The organism is Kribbella pratensis, assembly GCF_004366075.1.
GTDB classification, from domain to species: domain Bacteria; phylum Actinomycetota; class Actinomycetes; order Propionibacteriales; family Kribbellaceae; genus Kribbella; species Kribbella pratensis.
This window is the reverse complement of record NZ_SODU01000004.1, coordinates 658,018-683,236: the sequence shown is the minus strand read 5'-3', so window position 1 is coordinate 683,236 and position 25,219 is coordinate 658,018. Positions and strand designations below refer to the sequence as shown.

Genomic DNA, 25,219 nt, shown 5'->3' with positions numbered 1-25,219 from the left:
AGGAGGGTGAGGACAATGCAACCTCTCGACGGCAACGCGATAGCGGGCGTCATGCATGATCTTTTCGCGCGAGACCTGACGACCATGGGATACCAGTGCACCGGTTGCGGGAAGACCGGTGTGGTGGCCGAGATGGCGGTGTACGCGTCCGGGCCTGGCACGGTGGCTCGGTGCAGGGACTGCGACACGATCTTGCTGATGCTCAGTGAACGGCGCGGCATGTACTGCCTCGATGCGCCGGGAATGACGCACCCGATCCTCCCGTTGGCGTAGTCCTGACTTACGACAACCTGCTCTTCACCCCCGACCTGGAAGGTGCCAGATGACGATCCAGACCCCGCCCGACCCGACCGCAGACGAGATGGCCATGCACCTGCCGCAGGCGATCATGAGGTTCCTGCACTCGAGCTGACCACTGCGGGCCTGGCGGCCGAAACTGATCCACCAGGCCAGCTCGTGCCCCGGGACCGACGGTGTCCGGTTGCGGTCGGCGCGATCGGTCCAGGTCGACGGCCACGTCAGCTCGGTCGGAACGTAGCCCGAGGCGTGGATCTCGACGACCACGTCGTTGATCGCCGGCGTCGGCCGGGGACGCTCGGCCAGCGTCATCCCCCCGTCCCCGCACTCTCGTCCGTCACCACAATTGCCCTCAGCCGGCACTTCCTTGTATCCAGCTGTCGCTTACACCGAACTTTCTGTTCACATGTGTCGGCGGCACCACACCCTCGACGTCTTACCACGCAGGTCGAGTTCGGTGCAGGGCGTAAGATTCCGAGCCGCACGACCACTAACGGTTATCAGAATGGGCTGCTGGTCACAGATGGATAGAGGTGAAAGGTCATGACTGGGTCGCGGGAGAGGATCGAGCGGTTTCTGGCGACTGACCCGCGTGACGTGGGGTGCGATGAGGCGATGGCTGTCATGCACCTGTACGCCGAGCTGCTTGCGGCAGGTGTCGACGCCGCCCAGCACTATCCGGGCGTGGCCGCGCACCTGGCCGCCTGTGAAGCCTGTGCGGAGGATGTCGACGGACTGCTGGCCGCCGTACAGGAAGCTGAACTTCCTCCGGACTGAGATCGCGGTCACGGTGGCTCCTGCGGAACTCGGGACCAAATCGATCGCCCATGGTGTTGTACATGGTGACGGCGCAGCCAGCGGCGTCAGACAAGGAGAAATCGTGTCTCACGACTACCGGAAGACTTCGGAGGCGCTCAGCCGCCTCACCGACCATCAGTTCCGCGTCACTCAGGAAGGCGGCACCGAGCCTGCGTTCCGGAACGAGTACTGGGACAACCACGAGGCCGGGATCTACGTGGATGTTGTCTCCGGACAGCCGCTGTTCTCGTCGACCGACAAGTACGACAGCGGCACCGGGTGGCCGAGCTTCACCAGGCCGATCTCGGCGGATGCCGTCCGTACGGAGACCGACAGGTCGTACGGGATGATCCGCACGGAGGCCCTGTCCACCGGCGCCGGCAGCCACCTCGGCCACGTGTTCGACGACGGTCCGGTCAACGCCGGCGGTCAGCGGTACTGCATGAACTCCGCCGCGCTGCGCTTCGTCCCGGTCGCAGAGCTCGAGGCGCAGGGGTACGGCGAGTACCGGTCACTGTTCGAGGCCACCAGTACGCAGGAGCGCGCATCATGACCAGCGGAATTCAGGACAGCGGCGAGATCACCCGCAGGCCGGGCATCGAGACCGCGGTTCTCGCCGGCGGGTGTTTCTGGGGTATGGAGGATCTGATCCGCCGGCAGCCCGGCGTGCTCGACACGCGTGTCGGGTACACCGGCGGCCAGAACGATCACGCGACGTACCGCAATCATCCCGGGCACGCAGAGGCGGTCGAGATCGTTTTCGACCCGGCGCGGACGACGTACCGCGACATCCTGGCGTTCTTCTTCCAGATCCACGACCCGTCGACGCTGAACCGGCAGGGCAACGACATCGGCACCAGCTACCGTTCGGCGATCTTTCCGCTCACGCCGGAGCAGGAGAAGGTGGCCCGCGACACGATCGCCGACGTCGACGCGTCAGGGCTGTGGCCGGGCAAGGCGGTGACGACGATCGAGCCCGCGGGCCCGTTCTGGGAGGCCGAGCCCGAGCACCAGGACTACCTGATCAAGTACCCGGCCGGGTATACCTGCCACTTCGCACGTCCGAACTGGGTCCTTCCACGCCGCGCCACCGCCTGAGTGTCTGACCCGAGGGCGTGTCCATCGCTGAGCGATGGGCACGCCCTCAATGCTGTGCTCTTCGCGCAGTAAGCCTGCGTGCGTCGGTGGCCACCAATGCATCGAAGGCAAGTCGAGGATGGAAGGCGATGGGCGCGATGAGTGACGTATTACAGGGGATTCAGGCCGAGGACGGCGCGGCGGTTGCGGCTGCCGATATCCCGAAGGCGGTGACTGCCGGCCGGTTGGTGTACGGCGACGGAGCAACTCAGATCTTCGCGAGCGACGGCAAGACGACCTATACCGAACGCGGCGGCGACAGCGCCGGCGAGTGGTATGTCGACGACCAGGGCAGGTTCTGCTCGTTCTGGCCGCCGTCCTATCGAGCCTGCTATGCGCTGCGCTGGATGGTCGATGGCGCACGGATCGTCGGGCTCAGGTTCACCGGGCTCAACGATGGCGTGACGTTCGAAGGCCACTACGAATAGCGTCCGCGACCAAGGGGCAGGTGGTCATCGATGGCAGCGCCGATCGGCATCGTGGGCTCCGGTGCGGTGGGACGAGCCCTGGCTGCACATGTCGTCGCCTCGGGGCGGCACGTCGTACTGTGCAACAGCCGCAGTCCGGTAACCCTGGACTCGGTGGTGGAAAACCTCGGCCCGAAGGCGAGTGCCCTTGAGACGAGTGCTGTCGCGGCCGCGGACCTCGTGGTCCTCGCGGTTCCGTGGCACATGGTCGTCCCGTTAGTCGAGCAGTTGCCGCCGTGGCACGGTCGGATCCTCGTCGACGCCACGGCACAGGCGAGCCACCTTCGTCTGCCGCAACCGCACGACCTTGGCGGGCTCAGCTCGAGCGAGGTCGTCCAGGCTTCCGCCGCTGGGGCCAGGGTGGTCAAGGCGTTCTGCACGTTGCCGGCGTCAGTACTCGCACTGCCGCCCGCGAGCGCGGCCGGGCGGCGGGTCATGTTCCTGTCCGGCGACGACGCGGAGGCCCGGTCGGCGGTCAGCTCCCTCATCGACGACATCGGATACGCCGCGGTCGACCTGGGGAGCCTGTCGACGGGCAGCGCCTTGCAGCAGCCGGGGGGTCCGTTGGCCGGACTGGATCTACGACTCCCTCATGACGCTGTGATTGAATAGGACGATATAGACCAGTTCCGCGATGGCAGATGGACCTGCATTCGTCTGTTGGGCTTAGCGGTTGTGATGATTGGACGGAGCTACGAATGGACTGTATCGTCCATGTCATCGGTTCATCGGTCGGCGCGGACGTGCCGGACCTGTAGTTGTTACAGTGCGTTGGTCGCGGGAGATTCCAGTGAAGAGAGAGAGTTCCGAGTCGTTGACGCAGGTGCGGGTCGTCTCTCCAGAGGTCGCGGGAGAGAACCAGGTCTGGGTCCGCGACCTGAGCGGGTGCGGAGATCAGCGTGAAGTCGCGAGTCGTCGCTTGTACGACGTTCTCCTGCGGGCGGCAAGGTCGGAGGTCGCGCGGCGTGCAGCCCGACTGCGGCTCGCCGGCCCGGAGTTGGACGACATCGCGCACCAGGCGGCCGCGGATGCCCTCCTGACGATCTGCGGGAAGGTCGGCACGTTCCGGGGCGACTGCAAGTTCACCACATGGGCGTACAAGTTCGTGATCTTCGACGTAGCCGCGAAGATCAACCGGCATTTCTGGCAGCGGGCGGCCGTCGCGTTCGACGACGAGGACTGGGAGCGTCTTCCGGCACGACTCGGCATCGAACCTGAGTCGCATGCGGAGAGCCGGGATCTGATGAACGCCGTGCATCGCGCCGTCGACGAGAAGCTGACGGCGAAGCAACGGGTTGTCTTTGTTGCTCTTGTGCTGAACGGAATGCCCACGGACGTGCTCGCCGATCAGCTCGGAGCGACGCACAACGCGATCTACAAGATGATGTTCGACGCCCGCCGCAAGCTGCGGACCGCTCTGGTCGAAGCCGGCTACCTGGCGGAGCAACAGATCGCGTGAGCAGCCTCGGCGGACGGGGAGAAACGCGAGGAACGCGACGAGTTCAGTCGAGGCCTTCGCAGATTCTGTGTCGGGTCCGAGCCTCGGCCTTTACCGGCCGCCATACCTGCGTCGGACTGGATCCGGGAGATGAAGAAGATGTCGCCCTGCCCCCAGAAGATCAGTGTTCTGGGCTGGTCACGGCGCAGCCGCGCTTGCCAGGCCGGGTAGATGGCGGCGTTCGTCCGGTAGTCGCAGAACAGGTCCAGTTGCGCGCGGCGCGCATCGTTGCCGACAGGGCCGCCGTGATCCTGAAAACTCGTCATGCGCGTTCCAGACTCATTCCGGCCGGATGTGATCGAGCGCGCGTTCGGCGACGGTATCGACCCAGATCACCCGACCGGTCCGGCGGCCGCACTCGTACGAGTTGGCCGCCGGTACAGATCGATTTCTTACTTGACGCTCCCGACAATGCGGTGCTGAGTCCGGTTCGGTCGTCAGTTGCGCCCGGCCATCACGCCGCCGTCGACGTTCAGGATTGCTCCGGTGATCCAGCTGGCCTCCGGGGAGAGGAGGAAGACAATGGAGGAGGCGATGTCCTGGGCGGTTCCGACTCGCCCGAGGGGGTGGAAGCCGTCGAAGCTCTTCACGGTCTCCTCGAGTTTGTCGGCCGGGATGAATCCCTCGTACAAGGGCGTGGCCACCACGGCGGGAGCTACGGCGTTGACGCGAATGCCGTCGGCCGCCAGTTCCATGGCCAGATTGTGGGTCAGCGCATGCAGGCCGGCCTTCGCCATCGAGTACGCGGTCGCCGGCGTCGCCGCGATCGCCTGGTGGGCCCACATACTGCCGATGTTGACGATCGCGCCACCGGAGCCCGCGGCCTTCATTCCCCGTACGACGGTCTGGGTGAGGAAGAACGTGGCCCGGCTCAGCTCCAGGTAGGCGTCGTAGTCCTCCTGGCTGTAGTCGAGGAATCCCTCGGGGATGAAGAAGCCGGCCGCGTTGACCAGCAGCGTGGCGTCAGCGTGTTCCGCGGCGAGCTGCTCCTGCACGACCTCGACCTGCTTGCGGTCGGCCAGGTCCGCGGTGATGCCCCAGGCTTCGCTCTTCTTGCCGAGTTCGGCGACCGTCTCGTCGACCTTGTCCCGCTGACGCCCGACGATGACTGCCTTGCCGCCTCGCCCGACAACGTCCACTGCGGTCTGCCGGCCCATACCGCTGCTTCCACCGACCACGATGAGCTTGCGGCCTTCGAAGTACCCACTCATGAGCTTCCCCTCGATCCGTACCGGGCCGGAGTAGCCCGGACTGTCCCTACTTGTGTGCCGATCGAGGGCCCGGCCTTACCGCTTCTCGGGATCCTGATCTGTTGGATCGGGGTCGTCGGCGGTCCCGAACAGGTAATGGGAGAAGGTCGAATGCTGATTCGCGGGCTCCGCCGGTTCGGTCGGAAGCCCGCGCCCTTCCAGCTCGTCCCAGGTCGAGTCGGCGATGCGCCACAGCTGACGTGCCAGTCGTCCGGCGACACCGGCGTGCGGCGAGTTCGGGTGCGGTCGCGTCGGCGAACTCCACTGCCGTTGCGCCAGGGTCCGGGCCATGTCAGTGGCCTGGTCGGCGCCATGGAGCCGCTCGAGGCCGGACACGATCCGCGCCTCGGTCGATTCGTGCTCGGTCAGCAGACGTTCGGCTTGTTGCCAGGTCTCGGCGGAGCTGAGATTCAGGAAGCGCGCGTCGCCGTAGGCCCTGCCTTTGAGTACCCTCAGCGCCTGCTCGAACTGTTTGAGATTGTGGAGCAGTACCGCGGCGTCGTCACCGCAGGACGTCCTGGCGGCGGTGAGCAGTACGTCGGCGACGGCCGCGGCGTGTTGCGCGGCTACGGCCGCGAACTGGTCGGTAGTACGGCGCCGTTCGAATCCGTCGAGGTTCGGATCTTGGGAGCCCGCGGCGAGTTCTCTGAGTCTGGAGTGCTGCACGTGCACGAGCTGCTGCAGCGGGGCGTGCTGCCTCCGGCTCGCCGGCATCGGTGGGTGCTCCGGATCGAGCACCACGGCGTACTCCGGATTGCTCTGAAGGAAACGCTCGACCGCGGGACAGTAGTTCGTGACCCGGACGCCCGTGGTGACGAGGTCGTCGAGGGCCGCCTTGATCAGTGCCGTACCGAGTCCACGGCCACGCTGATCGGCCGCGATCTCGGTATGCCCCAGGACGCGCCGCCGGCCCAGGAGCCGGAAGTCGAGGGTTCCGACCGTCGTCCCCGCGGCGAGTAACTCGTACCTTCGCAGCTCGTCGTTCTCGACCACGGTCAGGTCCGGCCCGGGGATCTTCGCCAGTGTTCTCATGAGTCGATCTCGTCGAGTTCGAGCGGTTCGTCGTCCACGACGTGGATCGCGGCTTCCTCGGCGCTCGCGGCACCTCCGTCGATCCCGACGTCGGCGGCCACGAGTTCTTCCTCCAGATCGAAGTGCGAACCCTCGTCCGGGGCCACCAACCGGCCGGCGCGGTTCCGGCCGATCTCCGGGCCGTCGACATCCTCCAACGGCACGGCGTACGGATCGATGTCCGGTTCCTCCTGGGCGAGCCGTTGCTCGAAGGTCTCACCGCGTAATGCCTCGGCCGCGGTCGTACCGAAGCCCTCGCCGGCCGACCACTTCTCCGGTGGTGAGTAGCCCTCGTCGAGCAGGTCGGAGACTCCACGCCCGTCGAGCGTGTCGGAGAACTGCAGCTGGTCCTCGTCATCCACGCTGTAACTGCCGTAATACTCCCGACTGACCTCACTCATTCGTCCTCCTACCGCCCGACCGGCGACATGCCGGCTTCTCACGGGGTTGGTAGCGGCCAGAACAGTGGTACTTACCCTCAAGCCGGAATCAGGCTGCACGGTCCGTGCCTGTGTGGGCCATCGTTGTCGGCGTCAACACCAGTCTTCGGCATCACCCCGCACTCAGCCGAGCCATGCTACTCAGGGGTATCCTGTCGCGATGGTGGAGCCTCGTTCGTCGTTGGCCGGTCCCGATAAGCTCGTCATGTGCCCGAGACCGTGGACGAGCTCGCTCGCCGCCTGACCGCCCGCGGCGCGGCCACCAGAGACCGGATCGTTGCCGCTGCCGATGAGCTGATAGCCCTCAAGGGCGCGGCGGCGACCACGCTCGACGACGTGACGGCGGCGAGCGGGACGAGCAAGTCACAGTTCTACCGGCACTTCAGCGACAAGTCCGCCTTGGTCCAGGCGGTGATCGCGCTGCGCGGCAGCCGGGTGCTCGAGCGCGAGGAGCAGTACTTCCGCAGGGTCGACTCGTTCAGTGGCCTCGAACGCTGGTGCCGGGCCATCCTCCAGCGAGTCACAGCTCGCCGTGGCGCGTTGGGCTGCGAACTGGGTGCGCTGTCGACCGAGCTCTCCGACCATGACGAAGCCGCCCGTATCGATCTCGACGCGCACCTGACGTCCTGGATCTCCCTGCTGACCGATGCGCTCGAGCGGATGAAGACCAACGGCACACTGACCTTGGACGCCGACCCGCGGAAGCTGGCGACCGGCATCATGGCGGCGCTTCAAGGCGGGTATGTCCTCGCCCAGGCGGCTCGTGACCCCGCACCGATGGAGGTCGCGCTCACACTGGCAATGGACTCAGTCCGCGCGCATGCCACGACGCCCACCGAACAGCCCGTCAGGACGTCTGGTGGGCGGCCCGAGCCGCGCTGAGGAAGTCGCGGTACTGCGGGTTCTTCTGGACGAACCGGTCGACAACCGGGCAGTAGCTGGACACCGCGACGGATCGCGTGCGGATGCAATCGATCGCCGGCGGTCGGCCATCAGTGCGCCGCCAACAGACTTGCAGGTTGAAGACTGGACTGATCGGGCCTCTTTCTTTCATTGGACGGCCGTCCTTGGACGGCTGGGGCGCGGAATGTCTCGGACGACAGGATGGTGAAGATGGCAGTGATCGCTGAAGGCGAGCGGCTCGCGATTCGGGGCTGGACAGAAGCAGACGCGACGGCAGCCCTGGAGATCTTCGGATCCAGGGAAGTGGCGCGGTGGCTGGCGCCCGAGGTGGGACGGGTACCGAACAAGGCGACCATGCGCCTGTTGCTCCGTGCGTGGATCGAGGCCGGTAAGAGTCTCGTCGTACCCGCTGGGCGATGGGCGATCGTCACCAAAGCCGACGACGCAGTGGTCGGCGGCCTGATGATCGGCCTGTTGCCGCCGTACGAAGAAGACTTCGAGATCGGCTGGCAGCTCGCACCGGCAGTGTGGGGCCCGGGATTCGCGACCGAGGCGAGCCAGGCCTTGATGCGCTGGGCATTCGCAACAGGGACGATCGACGAGTTGTACGCGGTCGCCCGGCCGCAGAACCGTCGCGCCTGCGCGACCGCACGGCGTCTCGGGATGGCATGGGTCGGCGAGACCGACAAGTACTACGGCCTCCCGATGCAGATCTACCGCCTTCGTGCGGCCGAACTCGGGTGAGTGGAGTCGGCGTCAGCTTTTGGCGGGCGGCTTTCGCCTGCGCTGCTTCGGCGGTGGCGCGGTCGGGGTAGCCCGGGTGCTTCGGGTCGAGCAGATCGGCGTACGTCGTCGTACGCGAGAGGTAGTCGGCCACGAAGGGGCAGATTGCGGTGATCGTGGCCTCGCGGGTGCGGATCTCGTCGAGCACTCGCCGTAGCATGGCGCCGGCCACTCCCTGGTGCTGATGAGTCGGTTCGACTTCGGTGTGCCGGAGGGCGTACCCGGTTGGGCCTCGGTAGAGCTCGAAGCGGCCTTGCTCGGTGTTGTCGATCAGCTCCTCGGCCGCCGATGCCTGTTCTTCGTTGCTCATCAACTCAGCCTTTCACGCCATGGTTGCGGGTCACGTGCGGCGAAGACGGTGAACAGCGTGGCGACGAGGGCGAGCCCGCCGTACCCGAGGGAAATGTGTGGCACGGAGAAGATGCCGGAGAGTCGGGCGGAGATGAGGCTGGGAACGGTCGCGCCGCTGTAGCTGAGCAGATACACCACCGCAAAGATCGGTGCTCGGTCGGACAGGGTGCTGCCGTACAGCAGACCCCGGGTGGCCGCGCTGATGGCGATGCCTTGACCGGCGCCTCCGATGACGGTTGCGGCGATGAACAGCAGCAGTGTTCCGGTGGCGATCGCCATGATGATGCCGATCCACCCGACCAGGAAGGTGATCATGCCGAGGCGTTGCGCTGCTGCCGGTGAGAATCGGCCGCCGAGGGGAGCGCCCAGGGCGCTGGGGCCCATGTAACCAGCGAACACCAGGCCGAGGATGAGTGAATTGGCGGTGTGTAGTTGGTCCTCGACCAGTGCGGGCACGAAGGCCTGGTAGAAGGCGCCGGTCGCCCAGGTGGCCAGGAACACGGCGGCCGCGACGGGCAGCAGATGCCTGACACGGACCGGTAGGCGAACGCTCGGGCGCAGTGATCGCCAACCGCCCGGCGATGAGGTCACGGTCTCCGGGCTGATCGCGACGAGCCCGGCGGACACCAGAAGCAGGCCGATGACTACCAGGTAGATGAGGTCACGTGGCCACGGCCCGAACTGCACCAAGGCACCGGACGCGATGGCCCCGACGGCCAGACCGAGCATGACTGTCTGGCTGGAAGCAACGGAGGCCAGCCAGGCCGGCCGGGTCGGCGCAGCGTCGACGATGTAGGCGGTGAGAGTGCTGCTTCCCAGCCCGGCGCCGAGGCCCATCAGGAGCCTGCCGGCAATCAGGATGCCGATGTCGTGCACGTTCAGGAGCAGTAGGCAAGCCAGTACGAGCAGTCCGAGGCCGGCGATCGCGAGCGGCCGTCGGCCCACGTAATTGGACAGTCGTCCCAGGACGAGCAGTGTGCTGAGAGTCGCGGCGGAGTAGGCGACGACGGTCAGCGAGATGTCGGCGTTGGTGAACCCTTCCTCGGCGCGGTAGATGTTGAACAGCGGGATCGTCGACCCTACCGCGGAGAACGTCGCCACCACGGCGATCACCGCGGAGACGAACGCCGGCGTGAGCGTCCCGTCCCGGCGGTGCAAATTGATTACCGGTGCCACGTCGTGCATCGAGCTGTGCCTCTCTCCAGGTCGATCGCCCCGCGCCACGCAGTGCCGCCATGGCGTCCTCGTACCTCTGATCAGCGTCGATCCCGTTGTGGTGTCTTACCTGCAGTGGCGCAGGAACGAGTCGTGCGTGTCGGTAAGACGTCCTGCCGGACCGAAACTCATCGTTTGCCCGACACACCTGTGACCACTAGCGGACCGGACACAGAAGAGGCAGGAAATGAGCGACACCATGCGGCCGGCCGAGGACCTTGCGACCCTCGAACGACTGAACCTCGCCTACGTCGAGGCCGATCAGGCCAGCGATGTACATCGCCAAGCCGCGGACCTTCAACGACGCCCGGAGTCTGTACGACGAAGTCTTCGACCGTCCATGACGTCAAGGTCCGCATCCTCGGCGATGTAGCGTTGATCCACGGTCGCAGCACGTACACGATGCTTGCCGACGGCACCGAACAGGAAGCGCTGTACACGGACGCGTATCAGAAGCGCGAGGGCAGTTGAGTCTGCGTGTCAGCCTGCGCGATCGCACCGGGCACCTGACCATCGCTCTCCAGGACGTTCGCCACGTGCCGGACAAACCCCCGCACCGGCAGGTCGTGCGCATTGAAGTTGTGACAGTGCACATCCAGGGCCCGATCCCGACGGCTGCGAAACTGCTGGGCCAGTCGTGAAGGTCCTCGATCCGCTGTCGCAGTGTCCAGGATTGTCCTCGTGCAGGGCGATGTCGGCCGTGGCGGCACCAGGATGGCCTCGTCAGTGGAGACCCGTCCATTGCCAGCGGCGCTGGCTTCAGCGGGTGAGCACTCAGGTGGGTCAGAAGATGTAGAAGCCGGTGGCGGCGGTTGGGAGGATGCCGAGGAGGAGCCAGGGGGAGAGCGGGTTGCGGCGGAAGATGGCGAGGATGCCTGCGGCGGTGAGGACGCCGATCACCCCGGACATCAGCCACAGGCCGATGCCGCGACCGAAATCGGTGGCCGCGACCCCGATGCTGTAGACGGCCAGCGTCACGGCGGGCACGGTGCCGACGTGGAAGAGAACCGCGGAGACGACCCAGCGCTGGACGGTCTCGATGTTCATCGGGCGAGGAGTGCGTCGGCGTCGTATCGGGCGGCGTTCGGTGGCCTGGTCCATCATGGCTCCAATAGTTAGTGTACTAACTATTAGTCTACATATGGTTGGTACGCTCCTGGCATGGCAGCGACGAAGATCACGCCCGCGGACAACCCGCTGGCGCTCGAGAACCAGGTCTGTTTCGCCCTGGCCGTGGCCGCGCGAACAGTCATCGCGCTGTACCGCCCGGTTCTCGAGCCGATGGGCCTGACGCATCCGCAATACCTGGTGATGTTGGCGCTGTGGGAGTTCGAGCCGGTTTCGGTGAAGGATCTGTCCGGAATGCTTCAGCTCGAGCCGGCGACGCTTTCGCCGTTGCTCAAGCGTCTGGAAGCCTCCGGTCTTCTGCGTCGCGACCGTTCAGCGTCGGACGAGCGTTCGCTGGCTGTCGTTCTGACCGAAGAAGGTCGGGCGCTGCGTGACAAGGCTTTGCAGGTGCCGCCGGCCGTCGTCGAACGCCTCGGCATGGACGTCGACGAGCTGATGGACCTGCACGACCGGCTGACCAGGGTCATCGCCGCAGCTACGGACGGCGGCTAGGCCTCGACCGGTAGGCGCGGGCGGTCGCGGAGCCGATCGCTTCAACGGCGCCGCAGACGATCGATCTGCTCAGGCGTTGGGCGTGCTGAGCCCGAGTTGCCGCGCCAGTTCGAGCTCGTCACCGATCACTCGCTCGGTGAGGATCATCCCGTCGCGGAAGCGGAGCATGGAGACTGTTGTGGTGCGGACCGCCCGACCTGTCGGCGGGACCTCGCCGGCAGGCGTCGCCAGCGGGCCGGTGTGCGTGCCGGTGAACACGACCTCGGTTGCGGCAGCGTCGTCCGCGAGAACCTGTTCGCCGAACTGGAGCTTGCCGTCGGGGAACGCGGCGAACATCACCTGCGTGGACGCTCGAACCTGGTCGCGGCCGTGGACTTGCGCTCCGCCCGGGAGCGTGATGGTGACATCGGGGTGCTGGTTGCTGAGGTAGGTCTCGAGGTCGCGGTTGTTGAGCGCGGTGATGTTTCGCTGCAGGATCTCTGCGGCGCTGTCGGTGGCTGCGGGCATGGTCATGGCGGTTCCTTTCGATCTGGTGGTTTCCGATTCCCCGGACGGGACGCCTGGATTTCGGTTGATCAGTTGACGTCTGCGGGCGCGGCGAGGTCTGCTTCAGCGGTCCCGCCGGGGTCGACGTCGGCGACTTCTCGCGGCGGCCGCAGTAGCACACCGACGACGAAGGCGAGCACGAGTAGCGCGATGGCACTGACCAGCGATACGGCGTGCAGGGCATCGACGAGCGCCGCTCGTACCGCGTCTGCCAACGCTGCGCCTGTGTCGCCGGGAAGGGTTTGGGCTGCGTCCAGTGCGGCACCGAGGCTGTCGTGTGCCGCGGCCGAGACCTTCGCCGGAAGGCCCGCCGGCGCTGCCGCGGAAACGTGTGCCCGATAGACGGCCGTTCCGACCGACCCGAGTAGGGCGACACCGAGCGCTGCACCGAGTTCGGTGCTGGTTTCGGACATGGCTGCGGCCGAGCCTGCCCGGCTTGGTGGCACCGATTCGACCGTGATGGTGGTGACGAGCGTGAACACCGGCGCCAGTCCCACCGACAGCAGCGCCGAGCCGAGAGCGAGTACGACGAGACCACGGTCTGTGCCGACCCGGGTCAGCACGGCGAAGCCTGCCGTGGCGACAAGTAGTCCAGTGATCATGAGCGGGGTCGCGCGGATGCGGCGCCTGGCCAACGGCGTGAGTAGCGAGCCCACGATGAATCCGGCGAACAGCGGAAGCATCCAGAGCCCGGCCTGGAGCGCGTCGATACCTAGGACGAGCTGGAGGTACTGCGCGGCGAACAGGGAGATCCCGAACAACACCAGGAACCCGATCAAGTTCGCGAGCAACGACAGGCTCACAGCGGGCATGCGAAGCATCTTGGTGTCGAGCAGCGGGTCCTTCAGCGTGCGCTGGCGTCGGAGGAACGCCACGCCCATCAGCACTCCGGCGAGGATCGCAACCGCAGCGGGCCAACTTCCCCCGTCCTGCGCGACCTGCTTGAGTCCGTAAACGACAGGCAGCACCGCGGCAAGTGAGATCGCCACGCTGAGCACGTTCAGCTGTGGAGCGTGCTGATCCCGGTATTCGGGAATGAGGCGTGGTGCCGTCAGGAGCAGTAGGGCCATGACTGGCACGGCGGGCAGAAACACTGCGCCCCACCGGAAGGACTGAAGGATCGCACCGCCGACGACGGGCCCGATCGCACCGCCCGCGGAAAGGCTCGCCGCCCACACTCCGATCGCCAGGGCCCGCTGCTGCGAGTCCTGAAACATGTTTCTGATCAGGGCCAAGGTGGACGGCGCGAGGGTCGCACCGGCCACGCCGAGCAGCAGGCGGGCCAGGATCAGCGTCTGTGGATTCCCGGAGTAGGCCGCGAGCAGTGAAGCCGTTCCGAAGCCCGTCGCGCCGATCGTGAGTAGGCGCCTACGGCCGATCCGATCGCCGAGAGCTCCCATCGTGACAAGGAAACCGGCCACCATGAACGTGTACGCGTCGAGGATCCAGAGCACTTCGACGCTGCTGGGCCGCATCTCCCGGCTCAGTGCCGGGACGGCAAGGTTGAGCACACTGGCGTCCATCGCGATCAGCAGCGCGGGCAGCGACAACACGGCCAGACCTGCCCATTCGCGCCGCCCCGCTCGGGGACGAGCACCCTCAGCATTCATCGAAACTCCTCGGCTACAGGCAAGACATGACGGAACGTGCATCCGGACAGAGGGAATCTGCTCCCGGACGAGGTACCAGCGGTGCGCTGGGGACGATTTCGGGCAGCAACCGGCCACACGTGACTCGCTGCAGTACGACTCGTGCCGGCAGGCGACACAGGCCGGGTTGGTTCTCTGCGGCGCCGAAACGCCGCGTGGCCCCCTGGCTACTACCGAGGGGTACAGCCGCCGCTACGGCGGAAAGCGGTCGCTGGCATCCGACAGACCATGAGCGCCGAAGCGGTCTCGGTAGGCGGAAGGTGAGACACCCAAGCGACGCTGGAAGGCGCGGCGCAGCACCTCCTGGCTGGCGAAGCCAACCGCGTGCGCAACCAGGTCGAGTGAGTGTGCACCGTCCTCGAGAAGATCCCTCGCGCGCTCGATCCGCAGATCTTCGATGTACGCCGCCGGACTCTGCCCGATCTCACGCTGAAAGGCTCTCGTGAACGAGCGCTCACTCATCGCCGCGCGTTCGGCGAGTACCGGGACGGTGAGGTGGCCGTCGAGGTGACCGGTGATCCAGGCCTGTAAATCCCGCAACTCGTTCCGCGCCGCCTGCTGGGCCGACAGAGCGCGACTGAACTGCGACTGGCCGCCGGGCCGCTTGAGAAACATCACCAGCCGGCGCGCCGTCGCAACCGCGACCCTCGGCCCCAAGTCCTGCTCCACCAACGCCAGCGAGAGGTCGATGCCCGCCGTACTTCCGGCCGACGTCCACACGTCGCCGTCGTTGATGAACACCGGGTCGGCATCAACTCGCACGTCCTCAAAGCGACGTTGAAGCTCCGCGCAATACTCCCAGTGAGTAACCGCCGGCCGGTCATCAAGCACACCCGCAGACGCCAACACGAAGGCGCCGGTGCAAACCGACACGGTCCGGCGCGCGCGCCGGGAGGCTCGGGCAACCCAGTCGACGACCTCCGGATCGACGACGCCCGCGACCATACCCGCAGCGCCCGCAATCACTAGCGTGTCATGCCGCGGCGGCGGTTCAGGCAGCGGAGCGACGCCCAGCGGGACCCCCGTGTCCGTTCGGACGATTCCTCCATCGCTCGGGCCGACCAAGAGCACGTCATACGCCCCGGGCACCTCGATGGACGCACCATGAAACACCTCGAGCGGGCCAAACACATTCAACGAGTGAACCCCGTCGACCACCAGCACCAGCACATGGCGTGTACCTGACATGCCTCGATCTTGTCGATGTCGCAGTCTGGCCGCCAGGACCGATGCCCCACCATTTCGGCCACCGATGTCGAGCGACGCTCAGGCGATCGTCCGGAGGTCACGACGTTGTGCGCGGTGAGTCGGTGGCATTGACCTGATGCATCGTGGCCGGAACCGAAGACGTGTCGGCTTGGCTCGCAGTACTCTCGATCGGTGGCACCTGCGGGGGCCGGACTGGTTGGGCGGCGAGATGAGTGTCGGGTCCTGGATGACCTCCTGGGAGGCGTCAGGGCTGGGCGCAGCGCGGCCTTGGTTCTGCGTGGCGAGGCGGGGATCGGCAAGACCGAACTGCTGAATTATCTGATGGAGGCTTCTGCCGGATGCCGGATTGTGAGGGTTGCCGGCATTCAGTCGGAGATGGAGCTGTCATATGCAGGACTGCACCAGCTCTGTTCTTCGCTGCTCGCTGGTTTGGACCACCTTCCGGGGCCACAACGAGACGCGCTCGGTGCGGCGTTCGGCCTCCGCGCAGGGATTGCGCCGGACCGGTTCCTTGTCGGCCTAGCCACTCTGAGCCTGCTCGCGGATGCAGGAGGGAACCAGCCGCTGGTCTGTGTGGTCGATGATGCGCAGTGGCTGGATCATGCATCCGCACTGACGTTGGGGTTCGTCGGCCGCAGGCTCCTCGCGGAGTCGGTCGCGCTCGTCTTCGCAGTCCGTGAACCCACGTCGTACGAAATGCTCGCGGGTCTCCCGGAGTTGCCGGTGCGGGGGCTGCCCGAGCGCGACTCCCGAGCACTTCTGGACGCGGCCGTCACCGATCCGCTGGACCAGTGGGTGCGTAACCGCATCATCGCTGAGGCGGGAGGCAATCCGCTGGCTCTACTCGAACTGCCGCGCAGATGGGCCACGACGGAACTGGCCGGCCGCTTCGCCGATGCGGAGGCCGGGCAACTGTCGACGCAGATCGAGCGGGAGTTCGTCCGCCGGATCGAATCGCTTCCTCCCCAGACTCGATCTCTCATGTTCGTCGCCGCCGCCGAACCGGTGGGTAACGTCGAGTTGTTGCGCCGGGCAGCCGAGCGTCTGGGGGTCGATGTGGACGCCGCGGCCACGAACGCCTCGGAACTGATGACTCTCGACTCACGGGTGCGGTTCCGGCATCCGCTGGTTCGCTCGGCGGCGTACCGCGTCGCATCTTCGAAGGACCGCCGGACCGCGCATCGGGCGTTGGCGGAATCGATCGATCCTGACATCGATCCCGATCGGCAGGCCTGGCATCGTGCGCAAGCCGCCACCGGTCCTGATGAGGACGTCGCAGCGGAGCTCGAGCGCTCCGCAGTACGGGCACGGGCGCGGGGTGGCATTGTGGCGGTCGCCGCGTTACTCGAGCGCGCGTCAGAGCTGACGCAAGATCCTGGCCAGCGTTCGAAGCGTGCGCTGGAAGCTGCACAAGCGAAGTTCCAAGCCGGGTCGTTCGGATCAGCGGCCGATCTCCTTGCGACGGCGAGCGCAGATGCGCCCGACGAGCTCACGCGCGCTCGGATCGATGTCCTGCGTGCCGGACTTGCTTTTGCGCAAGGCCGCGGCATGGAAGCTCCTCCGTTGCTGCTCGCAGCAGCTCGTAGGCTCGAGCAACTCGACGTAGTGCTCGCCCGTGACACCTATTTGGAAGCGGTCTCAGCGGTGATCTTCTCCGGTCACCTTGCGCGGAACCCAGGTGGGCGGGAGGTGGCGACGGCTGCACGCGGTGCGCCGCCGTCGCAGTTGCCGCGCGCCACCGACGAGCTGCTGGATGCGTTGGCCGTGCGTCTCACGGATGGCTACACAGCCTCGATACCGATGATCGAACGGGTTCTCACGTCGTTCTGTACCGGTGACTTGCCGACCCAGGAGTTGCTGCGCTGGCTCTTGCTCGCCGGGGTCATTGCGGCAGATCTTTGGGATCTCGAGCGCTGGCAGATGGTCACGACTCGACACGTGGCCATCATCCGTCGCGCTGGCGCGTTCAGCGAGCTTCCTCTGGCCCTCGACTCGTCCGCGGTTGTGCATGTTTTCGCCGGTGAGCTGGCGACTGCGGCGGCGGTGGTCGATGAGGTCCGAACGGTGAGTACGGCGACCGGAACAATCCAACCGCCGTTCGGAGCTCTGGCGCTGGCCGCCGTTCGAGGTCGCGAACGCGAGGCAGCCGCGCTGATCGATGCCACCGTGAACCAGGGCACGTTGCACGGACAGGGGCTCGGGGTCACCGTCGCAAACTGTCACCACGCGGTCCTGTGCAACGGCCTTGCCCGGTGGGAGGAAGCGTTGAGTGCGGCCCGGGCCGCGGCCCGATACCAGGAGGAATTCGGCGCGCCGCGATGGGCCTTGGCAGAGCTGATCGAGGCCGCTGCGCACAGCGGCGCTCCTGAGGTCGCGGGCGATGCGCTCGAGCAGCTGTCGGAGGCAGCCCGGGCAAGCAACACCGACTGGGCGCTCGGCGTGGAGGCGTACTCGCGTGCTCTCCTGAGCGACGGCATCGCTGCCGAGGACCTCTATCGAGAGGCAATCGATCGGCTCGCCCAGACCCGAGTTCGCGTGACTCTGGCCCGTACGCATCTCTTGTACGGCGAGTGGCTGCAACGGAAGAACCGCCGCGTGGACGCTCGGGTGCAACTCACGCGCGCTCATGAGATGTTGACCCAGTTCGGCGCCGGCGGGTTCGCCGAACGCGCACGTCGCGCGCTCCGGGGCACGGGGGCGAAGGTACGTGAACGCAATGTCGCGAGTCGCTCCGCCCTCACTGCCCAGGAGGCGCAGATCGCTCAGCTTGCCGGCGACGGGCTCACGAATCCTGAGATCGGCGCCAGATTGTTCCTGAGCCCGCACACCGTGGATTGGCACCTCCGCAAGGTGTACTCGAAGCTTGGCATCGCTTCCCGCAAAGAGATCGCCACCCGGCTTGCCCTGGGTACGGAGACTCTGACCTAGCGAGGCGGTACGACGTTTTGCCGGGAATGTGTCACATCTTGTGGGGCTACCTGGTCTTAGTTGATGACACCGCCCGCGGGTCGGGGATGCCACCAGCCGCCTTACGGAACACCCCGCATCGAGATCGAGGCATCCAGGAGTTCCATGCCCAGTACCGATTTCAGCGGCGACGTACCAGAAGCCACGTCGGCACAGTGGCGCTCCGCGCTCACTGTGTTACAGGAGGTCGCGCCGGCGTTTGTCCCGGCGAACGCGCATGTGACGACCGCTGTCGTCGAGTACCCGCCGGGCGGCGCCGGAGCGCCGCCTCACCGGCATGCAGGCCCCGTGTTCGGCTACGTGCTCGGGGGCGAGTTGCTGTTCGAACTCGAAGGTCTGCCCGAGCGGGTCATCCACGCGGGAGAGGCGTTCTGGGAGCCTGGTGGGGACGTCATCCATTACCAGGACGCAAATCACCGCCGTGACATACCGGTTCGCTTCATCGTCACGATGCTGTGTGTACCCGGCGCACCGATGTTGGCGCTGGTGCTCGAGAGCGAGCTCGCTGAGCGCGAGGCGCGTCGCGCTCCTCGTGGTTCTTGACCACAGTTGGGCCGCCGCCGCTGCGAACGCGATGATCGTGGCGGTCCTTGATCAGATGACGGTCGGCGTTCCGTTGTCCCGTTGACGTCGGGGCTTGCCAGGTCGCTGGGGGAGTGAGAATCTCGGTGAGGTATGGGCCGTTCGTTCTGGGGCCGGCCGGCTGCATCTCTCAACGCTGATGGAGGCAGTCTTGCATCCCGGGGCCCGCCCTCCGCGCTGGTTGCGCGGGCGACACGAAGAGTGCGAGACACTCCTCGAGCTGATCCGATCGGCGCGCTCAGGTCGCAGTGCCGTGCTCGTTGTGCAAGGTGAGGCCGGGATCGGCAAGACGGCGCTGCTGGACTACCTCGTCGACACCGCGTCCGACTGCCGGATCCTCCGCGCCGCCGGCGTCGAGTCTGAGATGGAGCTTCCGTTCGCCGGGGTTCATCAGCTGTGCAACCCCCTTCTCGACGGTCTTGAGCGGCTGCCGACGCCGCAGGCGGAGGCCCTCGAGACAGCTTTCGGGATCCGCGCTGGAAAGCCGCCGGACCGATTCTTGATCGGGCTGGCGGTGTTGACCCTGCTCTCGGAACACGCCGGTGATCAGCCCGTGGTTTGCCTGGTCGATGATGCACAGTGGCTCGACCACGCCTCTGCCCAGAATCTCGCCTTCGTGGCCCGTCGACTGGCCGCCGAGCCTGTCGTCATGGTGTTCGCGGCCCGAACAGGAGGCGACCAGATGTGGGCGGGGTTGCCGCAGTTGGCGATCAATGGCCTGAGCGAGACCGACGCCGCAGCGATGCTGGAATCGGCGGTGAGGACTCCGCTGGACGACCGTGTGCGCGGGCGGATCTTGGCAGAGTCCCGAGGGAATCCGTTGGCGCTTCTGGAGTTGCCCAGGTGGTACTCGGCGACAGAACTGACATTCGGTCCGGAACTGACGCCGGCCACGGCGTTCACTCGCAGGCTGGAGGAAGGCTTCCGCCGTCAGCTTGACGCGCTCCCACCGCAGACTCGGCACCTCCTGCTGATCGCAGCGGCCGAGCCGCTTGGTGATGGCCAACTGCTGCGAGCGGCGGCCGAGCGGCTCGGCCTCGGAATGGACGCTGCTGTCCCGGCCGAGGACTCTGGACTCATTGGCCTTCGGGGCTCCGTGAGGTTCCGTCACCCGCTGGTGCGCTCGGCGGTGTATCGCTCGGCCGAGGTGGCGGATCTGAAGGCTGTACACCAAGCGCTTGCAGACGTTACAGACCCACTCCGGGACCCGGATCGGCGGGCTTGGCACCGTGCGCATGCGACAACCGGTCCGGACGAGACGGTTGCCGCCGAGTTGGAGCTGTCGGCTGGTCGGGCCGTCGGCCAGGGAGGGCTTGCCGCGGCCGGGGCGTTTCTGGAACGAGCGGCCGCGCTGACCCCCGCCGGGATCCTGCGCGCCGACCGCGCGATCAACGCGGCCCAGACCATGGTGCACGCAGGAGCGCTCGGCGATGCGCTCCGCATTCTGACAGAAGCCGAATTCGAGGTTATGACTGAGCAGCAACGCGCTCGGGCCGAAGTGGTCCGGGCACAGATCGGATTCGCCTCGAACCGCGGAAGTGAGGCTCTTCCTCTGCTGCTCGCCGCGGCTCGGCGCCTGGAGCCGTTGGATCTCGAGCTTGCGCTCGATACCTATGTGGGAGCTCTCGAAGCCTCCCTTTTCGCCGGACGGTTGTCGGGTGAGCCCGGAGCCCTGGAGGTCGCGAGGGCGGCCCGCAGCGCACCGGTTCTGGCACACCCGCGTCGAAGCGATCTGCTGCTGAAGAGCATGGCCGTGCTGCACGAGGACGGTCTCGTTGCCGCCGCGCCGGTGATGAGAAGAGCCGTTGAGGCTTTCGAGACTGACGACCTGCCCGTGGACGAAGGGCTTCGATTCATCGTGCTCGCCGGCGTCGTCGCCGCCGATCTATGGGATGACGTCGCGTGGACTGCGTTGGCCAGTCGTCATCTCAAGCTCGCCCGGGAATCCGGTGCCTTGATCGCTTTGCAATTTGCACTGAACAGTGTGGTCTATCCGCATCTCTTCAGCGGAGATCTGGTCGGCGCCGCTGCTCTGCTCGATGAGGCAGAAGCACTGGCCGACGTCGCTGGAATCCCACTGAACCCTTATGGCGCCATGGGTATGGCCGCGTTCCGCGGGAATCAGGAAGACGCCGCGCCGGTGATCGAGGCCGCGGCCGAGAACGCTCGTGCGCGCGGCGAGGGACTGGTGCTCGCAATCAGTCATTGGACAAACGCGATGCTGTGCAACGGCAACGGCGACTACGCAGGCGCGCTCTCGCACTGTCGCGAGATCTTCGGGAACTCCGAGGATGGGCAGGTATCGCTGCTTCCCGTGGAAACGCAGCCCGGCAGTTGGGCGCTCGTCGAGCTGGTGGAGGCGGCCGCGCGTTCCGGTGATCTCACCACTGCTGCGGCCGCCGCTGACTTACTCTCTGAGACAGCCCGGGCTTGCGGAACGGATTGGTCGCTCGGCGAAGCGGCACGATCCAGGGCACAGATCAGCGATGGCGACCAAGCTGAAAATCTCTACGCAGAGGCGATCCACCGGCTGGGCCGCACCGGCGTACGCGTCGAGTTGGCACGAGCCCATCTGCTGTACGGCGAGTGGCTGCGCCGAGCGGGCCGTCGTGTGGATGCACGTGCGGTCCTTCATGAGGCGCATGCCTCATTTGCGGCGATGGGTGTGGAGGCGTTCGCCGAAAGGGCTCGACGCGAACTTGCCGCCACTGGCGAGAAGGTGCACAGGCGATCGGTCGACACGCAGTTGGAGCTCACTGCACAGGAGTTGCACATCGCCCGTCTCGCCGCCGACGGACGCACCAACGCTGAGATCGGAGGCGAGCTCTACATCAGCCGCCACACCGTGGACTGGCACATGCGGAAGGTGTTCGCGAAGCTGAACGTGAGCAACCGTCGGCAGCTGAGAGACGCCCTGGTGATGCCCATCGCTTGAACCGGATCTCGCGGCGAAGCGGGTCGGCTCAAATCTCGAGTCCTGCGCTCCTGACCATGCTCAGGGCGATCGCTTCCTGGAACGCCGTCAGGAAGTAGCGGGGGACCTTCAACCCATGGTGTTGCGCCCAGAGGAGTTCACGTTCGACCAGACTCACCTGCCGGGCGACCGCGATGAGATCCCTGTCGAAATCGAGGGCGCGAGCGACGTCGCCGAAGTCCGCGCGTTGTCGTGGGTTGTTCACGCCGACGAGATCGAACGACCGTTTGCGCAGGATGCGGACGAGATGGAGTTGCCAGTCGTTGAGCCCTTCCTCGTGCACCAGCACCTCAGCTGAGAGCCTGTAGAACGCGAAGTGACCCGGCTCTTGTCGCTTGATCGGTGCGATGACGGTTTCCGAGATCGCGCGCTCGCCTGTTGTGCGCAGTCCCTCGGCCAGTCGGGAGTAGGCGATCACCGCGGACCGTTCGGTCGCGGCGCCTGTCAAGTAGTAGAGCAGTCGGATGACTGCGAGCATTCCGGGCAGATGCGACAACACCCCGGCCAATCTGATGCGGGCGCTCACCCCGGCCACGTCGGGTGGTGCCGGCGTCATCCCGAAGCGCCGTTGGACCGCATCGAGGAGGATGCCGTGTTGCAGCTCCTGCGGTGACCACACGTCTTCGTAGAAGAATCGGTCGGTTTCGGTGGCATCGGGCATGAGCGCACGCAGTTCGAGTACGTTGCGCTCTACCTCGAGCTCGACCCGGGTCAGATACCTGAAGATTCCGCCGTACTGGCGCCGGACGCTTTCGGGATCGTTGATCGTGAGGTCGGCTGCTGCGAGCGACAGTGGGGGATGCTCCGCGGCAAATGACTGGACGAATCGGTGGAGCCCGGCACGCGAACCACGCATGGGTACTGCGATCCGTCCGGCAACGGAACCCATTCGCGACATTGCCTCTTCACCTCCGTATACGGGACCTTCACAGGACATTCGAGGATCGAGCTTCGGTGTGTAGGACCGGCCGCGCGGCCGCTCTGTGACACAAGGCTGGGTCTGTCACACTCCGGGTGGCTGTCCGGACTTAGCGACGAGTCGGCGAATTCGCGCTCGACTCGACTTCGGTAGCCGGCCACGGCGACCCGGCCGCGCCGGAGTCGACCTCCGGATGGAACAGGACCGATTGATGATGAGCCGTCCCTTGCAACAGGTAGCCCTTCACGTCCGCCGGCGATTCGTGACCGCGGCGATGCTCGTGGTCGTCGTCATTCTCGCGAGCCTGACTCCTTCGCTGAGTGCTGTCGCGCACGACAGCCGGGTGGAAAAGCCCACCATCGTTCTCGTACATGGGGTGTGGGCCGACGCATCCAGTTGGCAACGAGTCGTGGAGCGGCTCCAGGACGACGGGTATCCGGTGCGGGCGGTTGCCAATCCCTTGCGGTCATTGACGAGTGACGCCGCCTACTTGAGGGCGATCCTGGACACCATGACCGGACCCGTCGTCTTGGTCGGGCACTCATACGGAGGCGCCGTGATCACCAACGCGGCCACCGGAAGTCCGAATGTCAGGGCGCTCGTCTACGTCAACGCGTTCGCCCTAGATCAGGGCGAAACGACCCTTGGAGTGGTTGGGCCGGACTCCGCCCTCTCGGCGCCGGATCCGACGACTGTGTTCGACTTTGTTCCGGCCACGCTTCCGCCTACGGCAACTACGGACCTCTACCTCAAGAAGTCGGTGGTGTTCACGTCGTTCGCGGCCGGCCTGAGCGCCGATCAGAAGGCAGTCGTGGCAGCTTCCCAGCGACCACCAGCGCTCGCTGCCGGTATCGAGCCGTCCGGTCCGCCGGCCTGGCGGACAATCCCGTCCTGGTACCTGATCGGTACCGAGGACGAGATCATCCCGCCTGACGTCCAGCGATCCATGGCCAAACGCGCCGGCTCCAGCGTCACGGAGTTCGGCGCCGGACATCTTGGTCTGATCACCGAACCCAGGACCGTCACGCGGGTCATCGAGCAGGCCGCGACGAGCGTCCGTTAGCGGTCCGTGGAACCAGGGCATCGAGTTCCCAGGACTCGATGCCCTGGCGTGCGCGAGGCCGGCAGACCTATCGCGCTATCTCGAACCACATGCTGACACTGCTCGAGTCGGCGGCGTCCGACGGACCTGTCAAGGGGAACTGAGGAGTGCGACGACCTCATCGCGGAGGCGGGTCATCGTGGTCGAGTCGAGTGCTTCGACGTTGAGCCGCAAGAGCGGTTCGGTGTTGGAAGGCCGCAGGTTGAACCATGCGCCGTCGGAGAGGGTAATCGTCAGACCGTCCAGATGGTCCGCGGTGGCGCCGGTCGTCACGTAGTGGCTTTCGATGCGGGCCAGAGCGGCGGGGATGTCGCTGATCGTCAGGTTGATTTCGCCGCTGGCGACGTACTTCGAGAACTCGGCTGTCAGCACCGACAGCGGTTGATCTGTTCGTCCAAGGGTTTCGAGGACGTGCAATGCCGCGAGCATGCCGCTGTCGGCGTACCAGAAGTCGCGGAAGTAGTAGTGGCCGGAATGCTCGCCGCCGAACACGGCGTCGTTGTCGGCCATGACCTGCTTGATGAACGAGTGCCCGACGCGGGTGCGTATCGGTCGGCCACCGTGCGCGGTGATCTGCTCCACGACCGCGCGGCTGGTGATGGCGTTGTAGACGATGGCCGCAGCCGGATGGCGGGCGAGTTCGCGCGTCGCTATCAGGCTGATGATGGTGTTGGGGGAGACCGCTTCACCCTTCTCGTCGACGACGAAGCAACGATCGGCGTCGCCGTCGAAGGCGAGGCCGATGTCTGCCTGATGGTCGCGGACCCCGGTCCGCAGGTCGGTGAGGTTCGCCGGGTCCATCGGATTGGCTTCGTGGTTGGGGAAGGTCCCATCGAGCTCGAAGTACAGTGGCACGATCTCGAAGGCAGGGTGATCCAGCACGCGGGGCACGGTCCGGCCGGCCATTCCGTTGCCGGCGTCGACCACGATCTTGAGGCGTCGACTGCTCCGCAGGTCAACCAGGCCGCGGAGGTGCTCGGCGTACGCCGGAAGTAGGTCTTGCCGGCGCACCAGGCCGACAGGCCCGTCGTACCTGGGCAGACCGCTCTCGAGCAGCTTCCTGACCGCGCCAAGACCGGTGTCCTGCCCAACTGGTGCCGCTCCGGCCCGGCACATCTTGATGCCGTTGTAGGCCGGAGGATTGTGGCTCGCGGTGAGCATCGCGCCAGGGACATTGAGCATCCCTGAGGCGAAGTAGAGCAGATCTGTCGATACGAAGCCAATGGCTTGTACGTCGGCGCCTCGGCTAGTGACGCCTGCGCAGAAGGCCGCTGCCAGGGCGGGGGACGACACCCGCATGTCGTGCCCGACCGCGATCAGTTCTGCGCCGACGTGGTGAGCGAAGGCCGCGCCGACTTGGTAGGCAAGGTCGTCGTCGAGCTGATCGGGAACGATGCCGCGGATGTCGTAGGCCTTGATCAGATCGTTCAGGTCTCGCATG

The 25,219-nt window shown here is 66.1% G+C and carries 26 protein-coding genes and 1 pseudogene; 14 read left to right on the top strand and 13 right to left on the bottom strand.

Annotated elements, in window-relative coordinates:
- Positions 1-15: 15 nt before the first annotated feature.
- Entirely contained in the window at positions 16-273 is a 258-nt protein-coding gene (locus EV137_RS35635) for a DUF6510 family protein (RefSeq protein WP_134012932.1), read from the top strand.
- A 24-nt stretch (positions 274-297) separates the two neighbouring features.
- Here EV137_RS35635 and EV137_RS41645 read toward each other — a convergent pair whose 3' ends face one another.
- Positions 298-609 carry a hypothetical protein gene (locus EV137_RS41645; protein ID WP_238175772.1) on the bottom strand — a complete coding sequence of 104 codons (312 nt, stop codon included), beginning with the start codon at positions 607-609 and terminating at the stop codon, positions 298-300.
- 303 nt (positions 610-912) lie between these two features.
- Here EV137_RS41645 and EV137_RS35625 point away from each other — a divergent pair, with 303 nt between their 5' ends.
- The 6 genes from EV137_RS35625 (at position 913) to EV137_RS35600 (ending at position 4,158) form a co-directional block, all read left to right on the top strand.
- Positions 913-1,074, top strand: a complete 162-nt coding sequence (locus tag EV137_RS35625) for a hypothetical protein (protein WP_202871295.1) — start codon at positions 913-915, stop codon at positions 1,072-1,074.
- A gap of 103 nt (positions 1,075-1,177) precedes the next feature.
- Complete coding sequence (msrB, locus tag EV137_RS35620; RefSeq protein ID WP_134012936.1) at positions 1,178-1,648, top strand: peptide-methionine (R)-S-oxide reductase MsrB; 471 nt, start codon at positions 1,178-1,180, stop codon at positions 1,646-1,648.
- Positions 1,645-2,193 carry a peptide-methionine (S)-S-oxide reductase MsrA gene (msrA, locus tag EV137_RS35615; protein WP_134132516.1) on the top strand — a complete coding sequence of 183 codons (549 nt, stop codon included), beginning with the start codon at positions 1,645-1,647 and terminating at the stop codon, positions 2,191-2,193. Before msrB ends, msrA begins: the two co-directional genes overlap by 4 nt.
- 86 nt (positions 2,194-2,279) lie before the next feature.
- Positions 2,280-2,660 (top strand): hypothetical protein, encoded by a 381-nt coding sequence (locus EV137_RS35610; RefSeq protein WP_238175771.1) that lies wholly within the window; start codon positions 2,280-2,282, stop codon positions 2,658-2,660.
- Between the two features lie 30 nt (positions 2,661-2,690).
- Positions 2,691-3,311 (top strand): NADPH-dependent F420 reductase, encoded by a 621-nt coding sequence (locus tag EV137_RS35605; protein WP_134132514.1) that lies wholly within the window; start codon positions 2,691-2,693, stop codon positions 3,309-3,311.
- A gap of 178 nt (positions 3,312-3,489) precedes the next feature.
- Positions 3,490-4,158 (top strand): sigma-70 family RNA polymerase sigma factor, encoded by a 669-nt coding sequence (locus tag EV137_RS35600; RefSeq protein ID WP_202871292.1) that lies wholly within the window; start codon positions 3,490-3,492, stop codon positions 4,156-4,158.
- Here EV137_RS35600 and EV137_RS35595 read toward each other — a convergent pair.
- The 4 genes from EV137_RS35595 to EV137_RS35580 form a co-directional block, all read right to left on the bottom strand.
- Positions 4,131-4,463, bottom strand: a complete 333-nt coding sequence (locus EV137_RS35595; RefSeq protein ID WP_134132513.1) for a hypothetical protein — start codon at positions 4,461-4,463, stop codon at positions 4,131-4,133. The two genes, EV137_RS35600 and EV137_RS35595, sit on opposite strands and share 28 nt — an antisense overlap.
- 171 nt (positions 4,464-4,634) lie before the next feature.
- Positions 4,635-5,408 (bottom strand): SDR family NAD(P)-dependent oxidoreductase, encoded by a 774-nt coding sequence (locus EV137_RS35590; RefSeq protein WP_134012944.1) that lies wholly within the window; start codon positions 5,406-5,408, stop codon positions 4,635-4,637.
- 75 nt (positions 5,409-5,483) lie between these two features.
- Positions 5,484-6,479, bottom strand: coding sequence for a GNAT family N-acetyltransferase (locus EV137_RS35585; protein ID WP_134132512.1), 996 nt, complete (start codon positions 6,477-6,479; stop codon positions 5,484-5,486).
- Entirely contained in the window at positions 6,476-6,919 is a 444-nt protein-coding gene (locus EV137_RS35580; RefSeq protein WP_134012948.1) for a DUF5709 domain-containing protein, read from the bottom strand. The genes EV137_RS35585 and EV137_RS35580 overlap by 4 nt, the downstream gene beginning before the upstream one ends.
- A 246-nt stretch (positions 6,920-7,165) precedes the next feature.
- On the opposite strand from EV137_RS35580, the gene EV137_RS35575 reads away from it, so the two are divergent.
- The gene (locus tag EV137_RS35575) at positions 7,166-7,840 is read left to right on the top strand and encodes a TetR/AcrR family transcriptional regulator (RefSeq protein WP_202871291.1); all 675 of its coding nucleotides are present in this window, start codon (positions 7,166-7,168) and stop codon (positions 7,838-7,840) included.
- Positions 7,841-8,071: 231 nt separating this feature from the next.
- A complete protein-coding gene (locus EV137_RS35570; RefSeq protein ID WP_134132510.1) occupies positions 8,072-8,605 on the top strand; it encodes a GNAT family N-acetyltransferase in 534 nt (177 codons plus the stop codon).
- Positions 8,606-8,708: 103 nt separating this feature from the next.
- On the opposite strand, the pseudogene EV137_RS42105 reads toward EV137_RS35570, so the two are convergent.
- The 3 genes and pseudogenes from EV137_RS42105 to EV137_RS35550 form a co-directional block, all read right to left on the bottom strand.
- Positions 8,709-8,954 (bottom strand): annotated as a pseudogene (locus tag EV137_RS42105) (GNAT family N-acetyltransferase); the annotation flags it as partial.
- Positions 8,954-10,180, bottom strand: coding sequence for an MFS transporter (locus EV137_RS35560; protein WP_134132509.1), 1,227 nt, complete (start codon positions 10,178-10,180; stop codon positions 8,954-8,956). The pseudogene EV137_RS42105 and the gene EV137_RS35560, both read right to left, overlap by 1 nt.
- A gap of 813 nt (positions 10,181-10,993) precedes the next feature.
- Positions 10,994-11,257 carry a hypothetical protein gene (locus EV137_RS35550; protein WP_134132508.1) on the bottom strand — a complete coding sequence of 88 codons (264 nt, stop codon included), beginning with the start codon at positions 11,255-11,257 and terminating at the stop codon, positions 10,994-10,996.
- 114 nt (positions 11,258-11,371) lie between these two features.
- Between EV137_RS35550 and EV137_RS35545 the strand changes: the two genes are divergently transcribed.
- Complete coding sequence (locus EV137_RS35545) at positions 11,372-11,830, top strand: MarR family winged helix-turn-helix transcriptional regulator (protein WP_134132506.1); 459 nt, start codon at positions 11,372-11,374, stop codon at positions 11,828-11,830.
- 69 nt (positions 11,831-11,899) lie between these two features.
- Here EV137_RS35545 and EV137_RS35540 read toward each other — a convergent pair whose 3' ends face one another.
- From EV137_RS35540 to EV137_RS35530, 3 genes are all read right to left on the bottom strand, one after another.
- A complete protein-coding gene (locus EV137_RS35540) occupies positions 11,900-12,343 on the bottom strand; it encodes an ester cyclase (protein WP_134132504.1) in 444 nt (147 codons plus the stop codon).
- Positions 12,344-12,405: 62 nt separating this feature from the next.
- Complete coding sequence (locus tag EV137_RS35535; RefSeq protein ID WP_134132502.1) at positions 12,406-13,986, bottom strand: MFS transporter; 1,581 nt, start codon at positions 13,984-13,986, stop codon at positions 12,406-12,408.
- 231 nt (positions 13,987-14,217) lie between these two features.
- Complete coding sequence (locus EV137_RS35530) at positions 14,218-15,213, bottom strand: GlxA family transcriptional regulator (RefSeq protein ID WP_134012965.1); 996 nt, start codon at positions 15,211-15,213, stop codon at positions 14,218-14,220.
- Between the two features lie 192 nt (positions 15,214-15,405).
- Between EV137_RS35530 and EV137_RS35525 the strand changes: the two genes are divergently transcribed.
- The 3 genes from EV137_RS35525 (at position 15,406) to EV137_RS35515 (ending at position 21,718) form a co-directional block, all read left to right on the top strand.
- Positions 15,406-18,162 (top strand): ATP-binding protein, encoded by a 2,757-nt coding sequence (locus tag EV137_RS35525; protein WP_134132500.1) that lies wholly within the window; start codon positions 15,406-15,408, stop codon positions 18,160-18,162.
- Between the two features lie 144 nt (positions 18,163-18,306).
- Positions 18,307-18,744 (top strand): cupin domain-containing protein, encoded by a 438-nt coding sequence (locus EV137_RS35520; RefSeq protein ID WP_134012969.1) that lies wholly within the window; start codon positions 18,307-18,309, stop codon positions 18,742-18,744.
- Positions 18,745-18,922: 178 nt separating this feature from the next.
- Positions 18,923-21,718: a helix-turn-helix transcriptional regulator gene (locus EV137_RS35515; protein ID WP_134132498.1), complete on the top strand. Its 2,796-nt coding sequence runs from the start codon at positions 18,923-18,925 to the stop codon at positions 21,716-21,718.
- Positions 21,719-21,746: 28 nt separating this feature from the next.
- Here the strand turns inward: EV137_RS35515 and EV137_RS35510 are convergent, their stop codons facing one another.
- Complete coding sequence (locus EV137_RS35510; protein ID WP_238175770.1) at positions 21,747-22,613, bottom strand: GTP-binding protein LepA; 867 nt, start codon at positions 22,611-22,613, stop codon at positions 21,747-21,749.
- 274 nt (positions 22,614-22,887) lie between these two features.
- Here EV137_RS35510 and EV137_RS35505 point away from each other — a divergent pair, with 274 nt between their 5' ends.
- Entirely contained in the window at positions 22,888-23,739 is an 852-nt protein-coding gene (locus tag EV137_RS35505) for an alpha/beta fold hydrolase (RefSeq protein ID WP_202871290.1), read from the top strand.
- A 129-nt stretch (positions 23,740-23,868) separates the two neighbouring features.
- Here EV137_RS35505 and EV137_RS35500 read toward each other — a convergent pair whose 3' ends face one another.
- Complete coding sequence (locus EV137_RS35500) at positions 23,869-25,218, bottom strand: phosphomannomutase/phosphoglucomutase (protein WP_134132496.1); 1,350 nt, start codon at positions 25,216-25,218, stop codon at positions 23,869-23,871.
- Between the last annotated feature and the right edge of the window lies 1 nt (position 25,219).

Coding starts and splice junctions, on each gene's coding strand:
- EV137_RS35635 (WP_134012932.1), top strand. CDS start 16: ATGCAACCTCTCGACGGCAACGCGATAGCGGGCGTCATGCATGATCTT.
- EV137_RS41645 (WP_238175772.1), bottom strand. CDS start 609: ATGACGCTGGCCGAGCGTCCCCGGCCGACGCCGGCGATCAACGACGTG.
- EV137_RS35625 (WP_202871295.1), top strand. CDS start 913: ATGGCTGTCATGCACCTGTACGCCGAGCTGCTTGCGGCAGGTGTCGAC.
- msrA (WP_134132516.1), top strand. CDS start 1,645: ATGACCAGCGGAATTCAGGACAGCGGCGAGATCACCCGCAGGCCGGGC.
- EV137_RS35605 (WP_134132514.1), top strand. CDS start 2,691: ATGGCAGCGCCGATCGGCATCGTGGGCTCCGGTGCGGTGGGACGAGCC.
- EV137_RS35595 (WP_134132513.1), bottom strand. CDS start 4,463: ATGACGAGTTTTCAGGATCACGGCGGCCCTGTCGGCAACGATGCGCGC.
- EV137_RS35590 (WP_134012944.1), bottom strand. CDS start 5,408: ATGAGTGGGTACTTCGAAGGCCGCAAGCTCATCGTGGTCGGTGGAAGC.
- EV137_RS35585 (WP_134132512.1), bottom strand. CDS start 6,479: ATGAGAACACTGGCGAAGATCCCCGGGCCGGACCTGACCGTGGTCGAG.
- EV137_RS35580 (WP_134012948.1), bottom strand. CDS start 6,919: ATGAGTGAGGTCAGTCGGGAGTATTACGGCAGTTACAGCGTGGATGAC.
- EV137_RS35570 (WP_134132510.1), top strand. CDS start 8,072: ATGGCAGTGATCGCTGAAGGCGAGCGGCTCGCGATTCGGGGCTGGACA.
- EV137_RS35560 (WP_134132509.1), bottom strand. CDS start 10,180: ATGCACGACGTGGCACCGGTAATCAATTTGCACCGCCGGGACGGGACG.
- EV137_RS35550 (WP_134132508.1), bottom strand. CDS start 11,257: ATGAACATCGAGACCGTCCAGCGCTGGGTCGTCTCCGCGGTTCTCTTC.
- EV137_RS35545 (WP_134132506.1), top strand. CDS start 11,372: ATGGCAGCGACGAAGATCACGCCCGCGGACAACCCGCTGGCGCTCGAG.
- EV137_RS35540 (WP_134132504.1), bottom strand. CDS start 12,343: ATGACCATGCCCGCAGCCACCGACAGCGCCGCAGAGATCCTGCAGCGA.
- EV137_RS35535 (WP_134132502.1), bottom strand. CDS start 13,986: ATGAATGCTGAGGGTGCTCGTCCCCGAGCGGGGCGGCGCGAATGGGCA.
- EV137_RS35530 (WP_134012965.1), bottom strand. CDS start 15,213: ATGTCAGGTACACGCCATGTGCTGGTGCTGGTGGTCGACGGGGTTCAC.
- EV137_RS35520 (WP_134012969.1), top strand. CDS start 18,307: ATGCCCAGTACCGATTTCAGCGGCGACGTACCAGAAGCCACGTCGGCA.
- EV137_RS35515 (WP_134132498.1), top strand. CDS start 18,923: ATGGAGGCAGTCTTGCATCCCGGGGCCCGCCCTCCGCGCTGGTTGCGC.
- EV137_RS35510 (WP_238175770.1), bottom strand. CDS start 22,613: ATGCGTGGTTCGCGTGCCGGGCTCCACCGATTCGTCCAGTCATTTGCC.
- EV137_RS35505 (WP_202871290.1), top strand. CDS start 22,888: ATGATGAGCCGTCCCTTGCAACAGGTAGCCCTTCACGTCCGCCGGCGA.
- EV137_RS35500 (WP_134132496.1), bottom strand. CDS start 25,218: ATGCGAGACCTGAACGATCTGATCAAGGCCTACGACATCCGCGGCATC.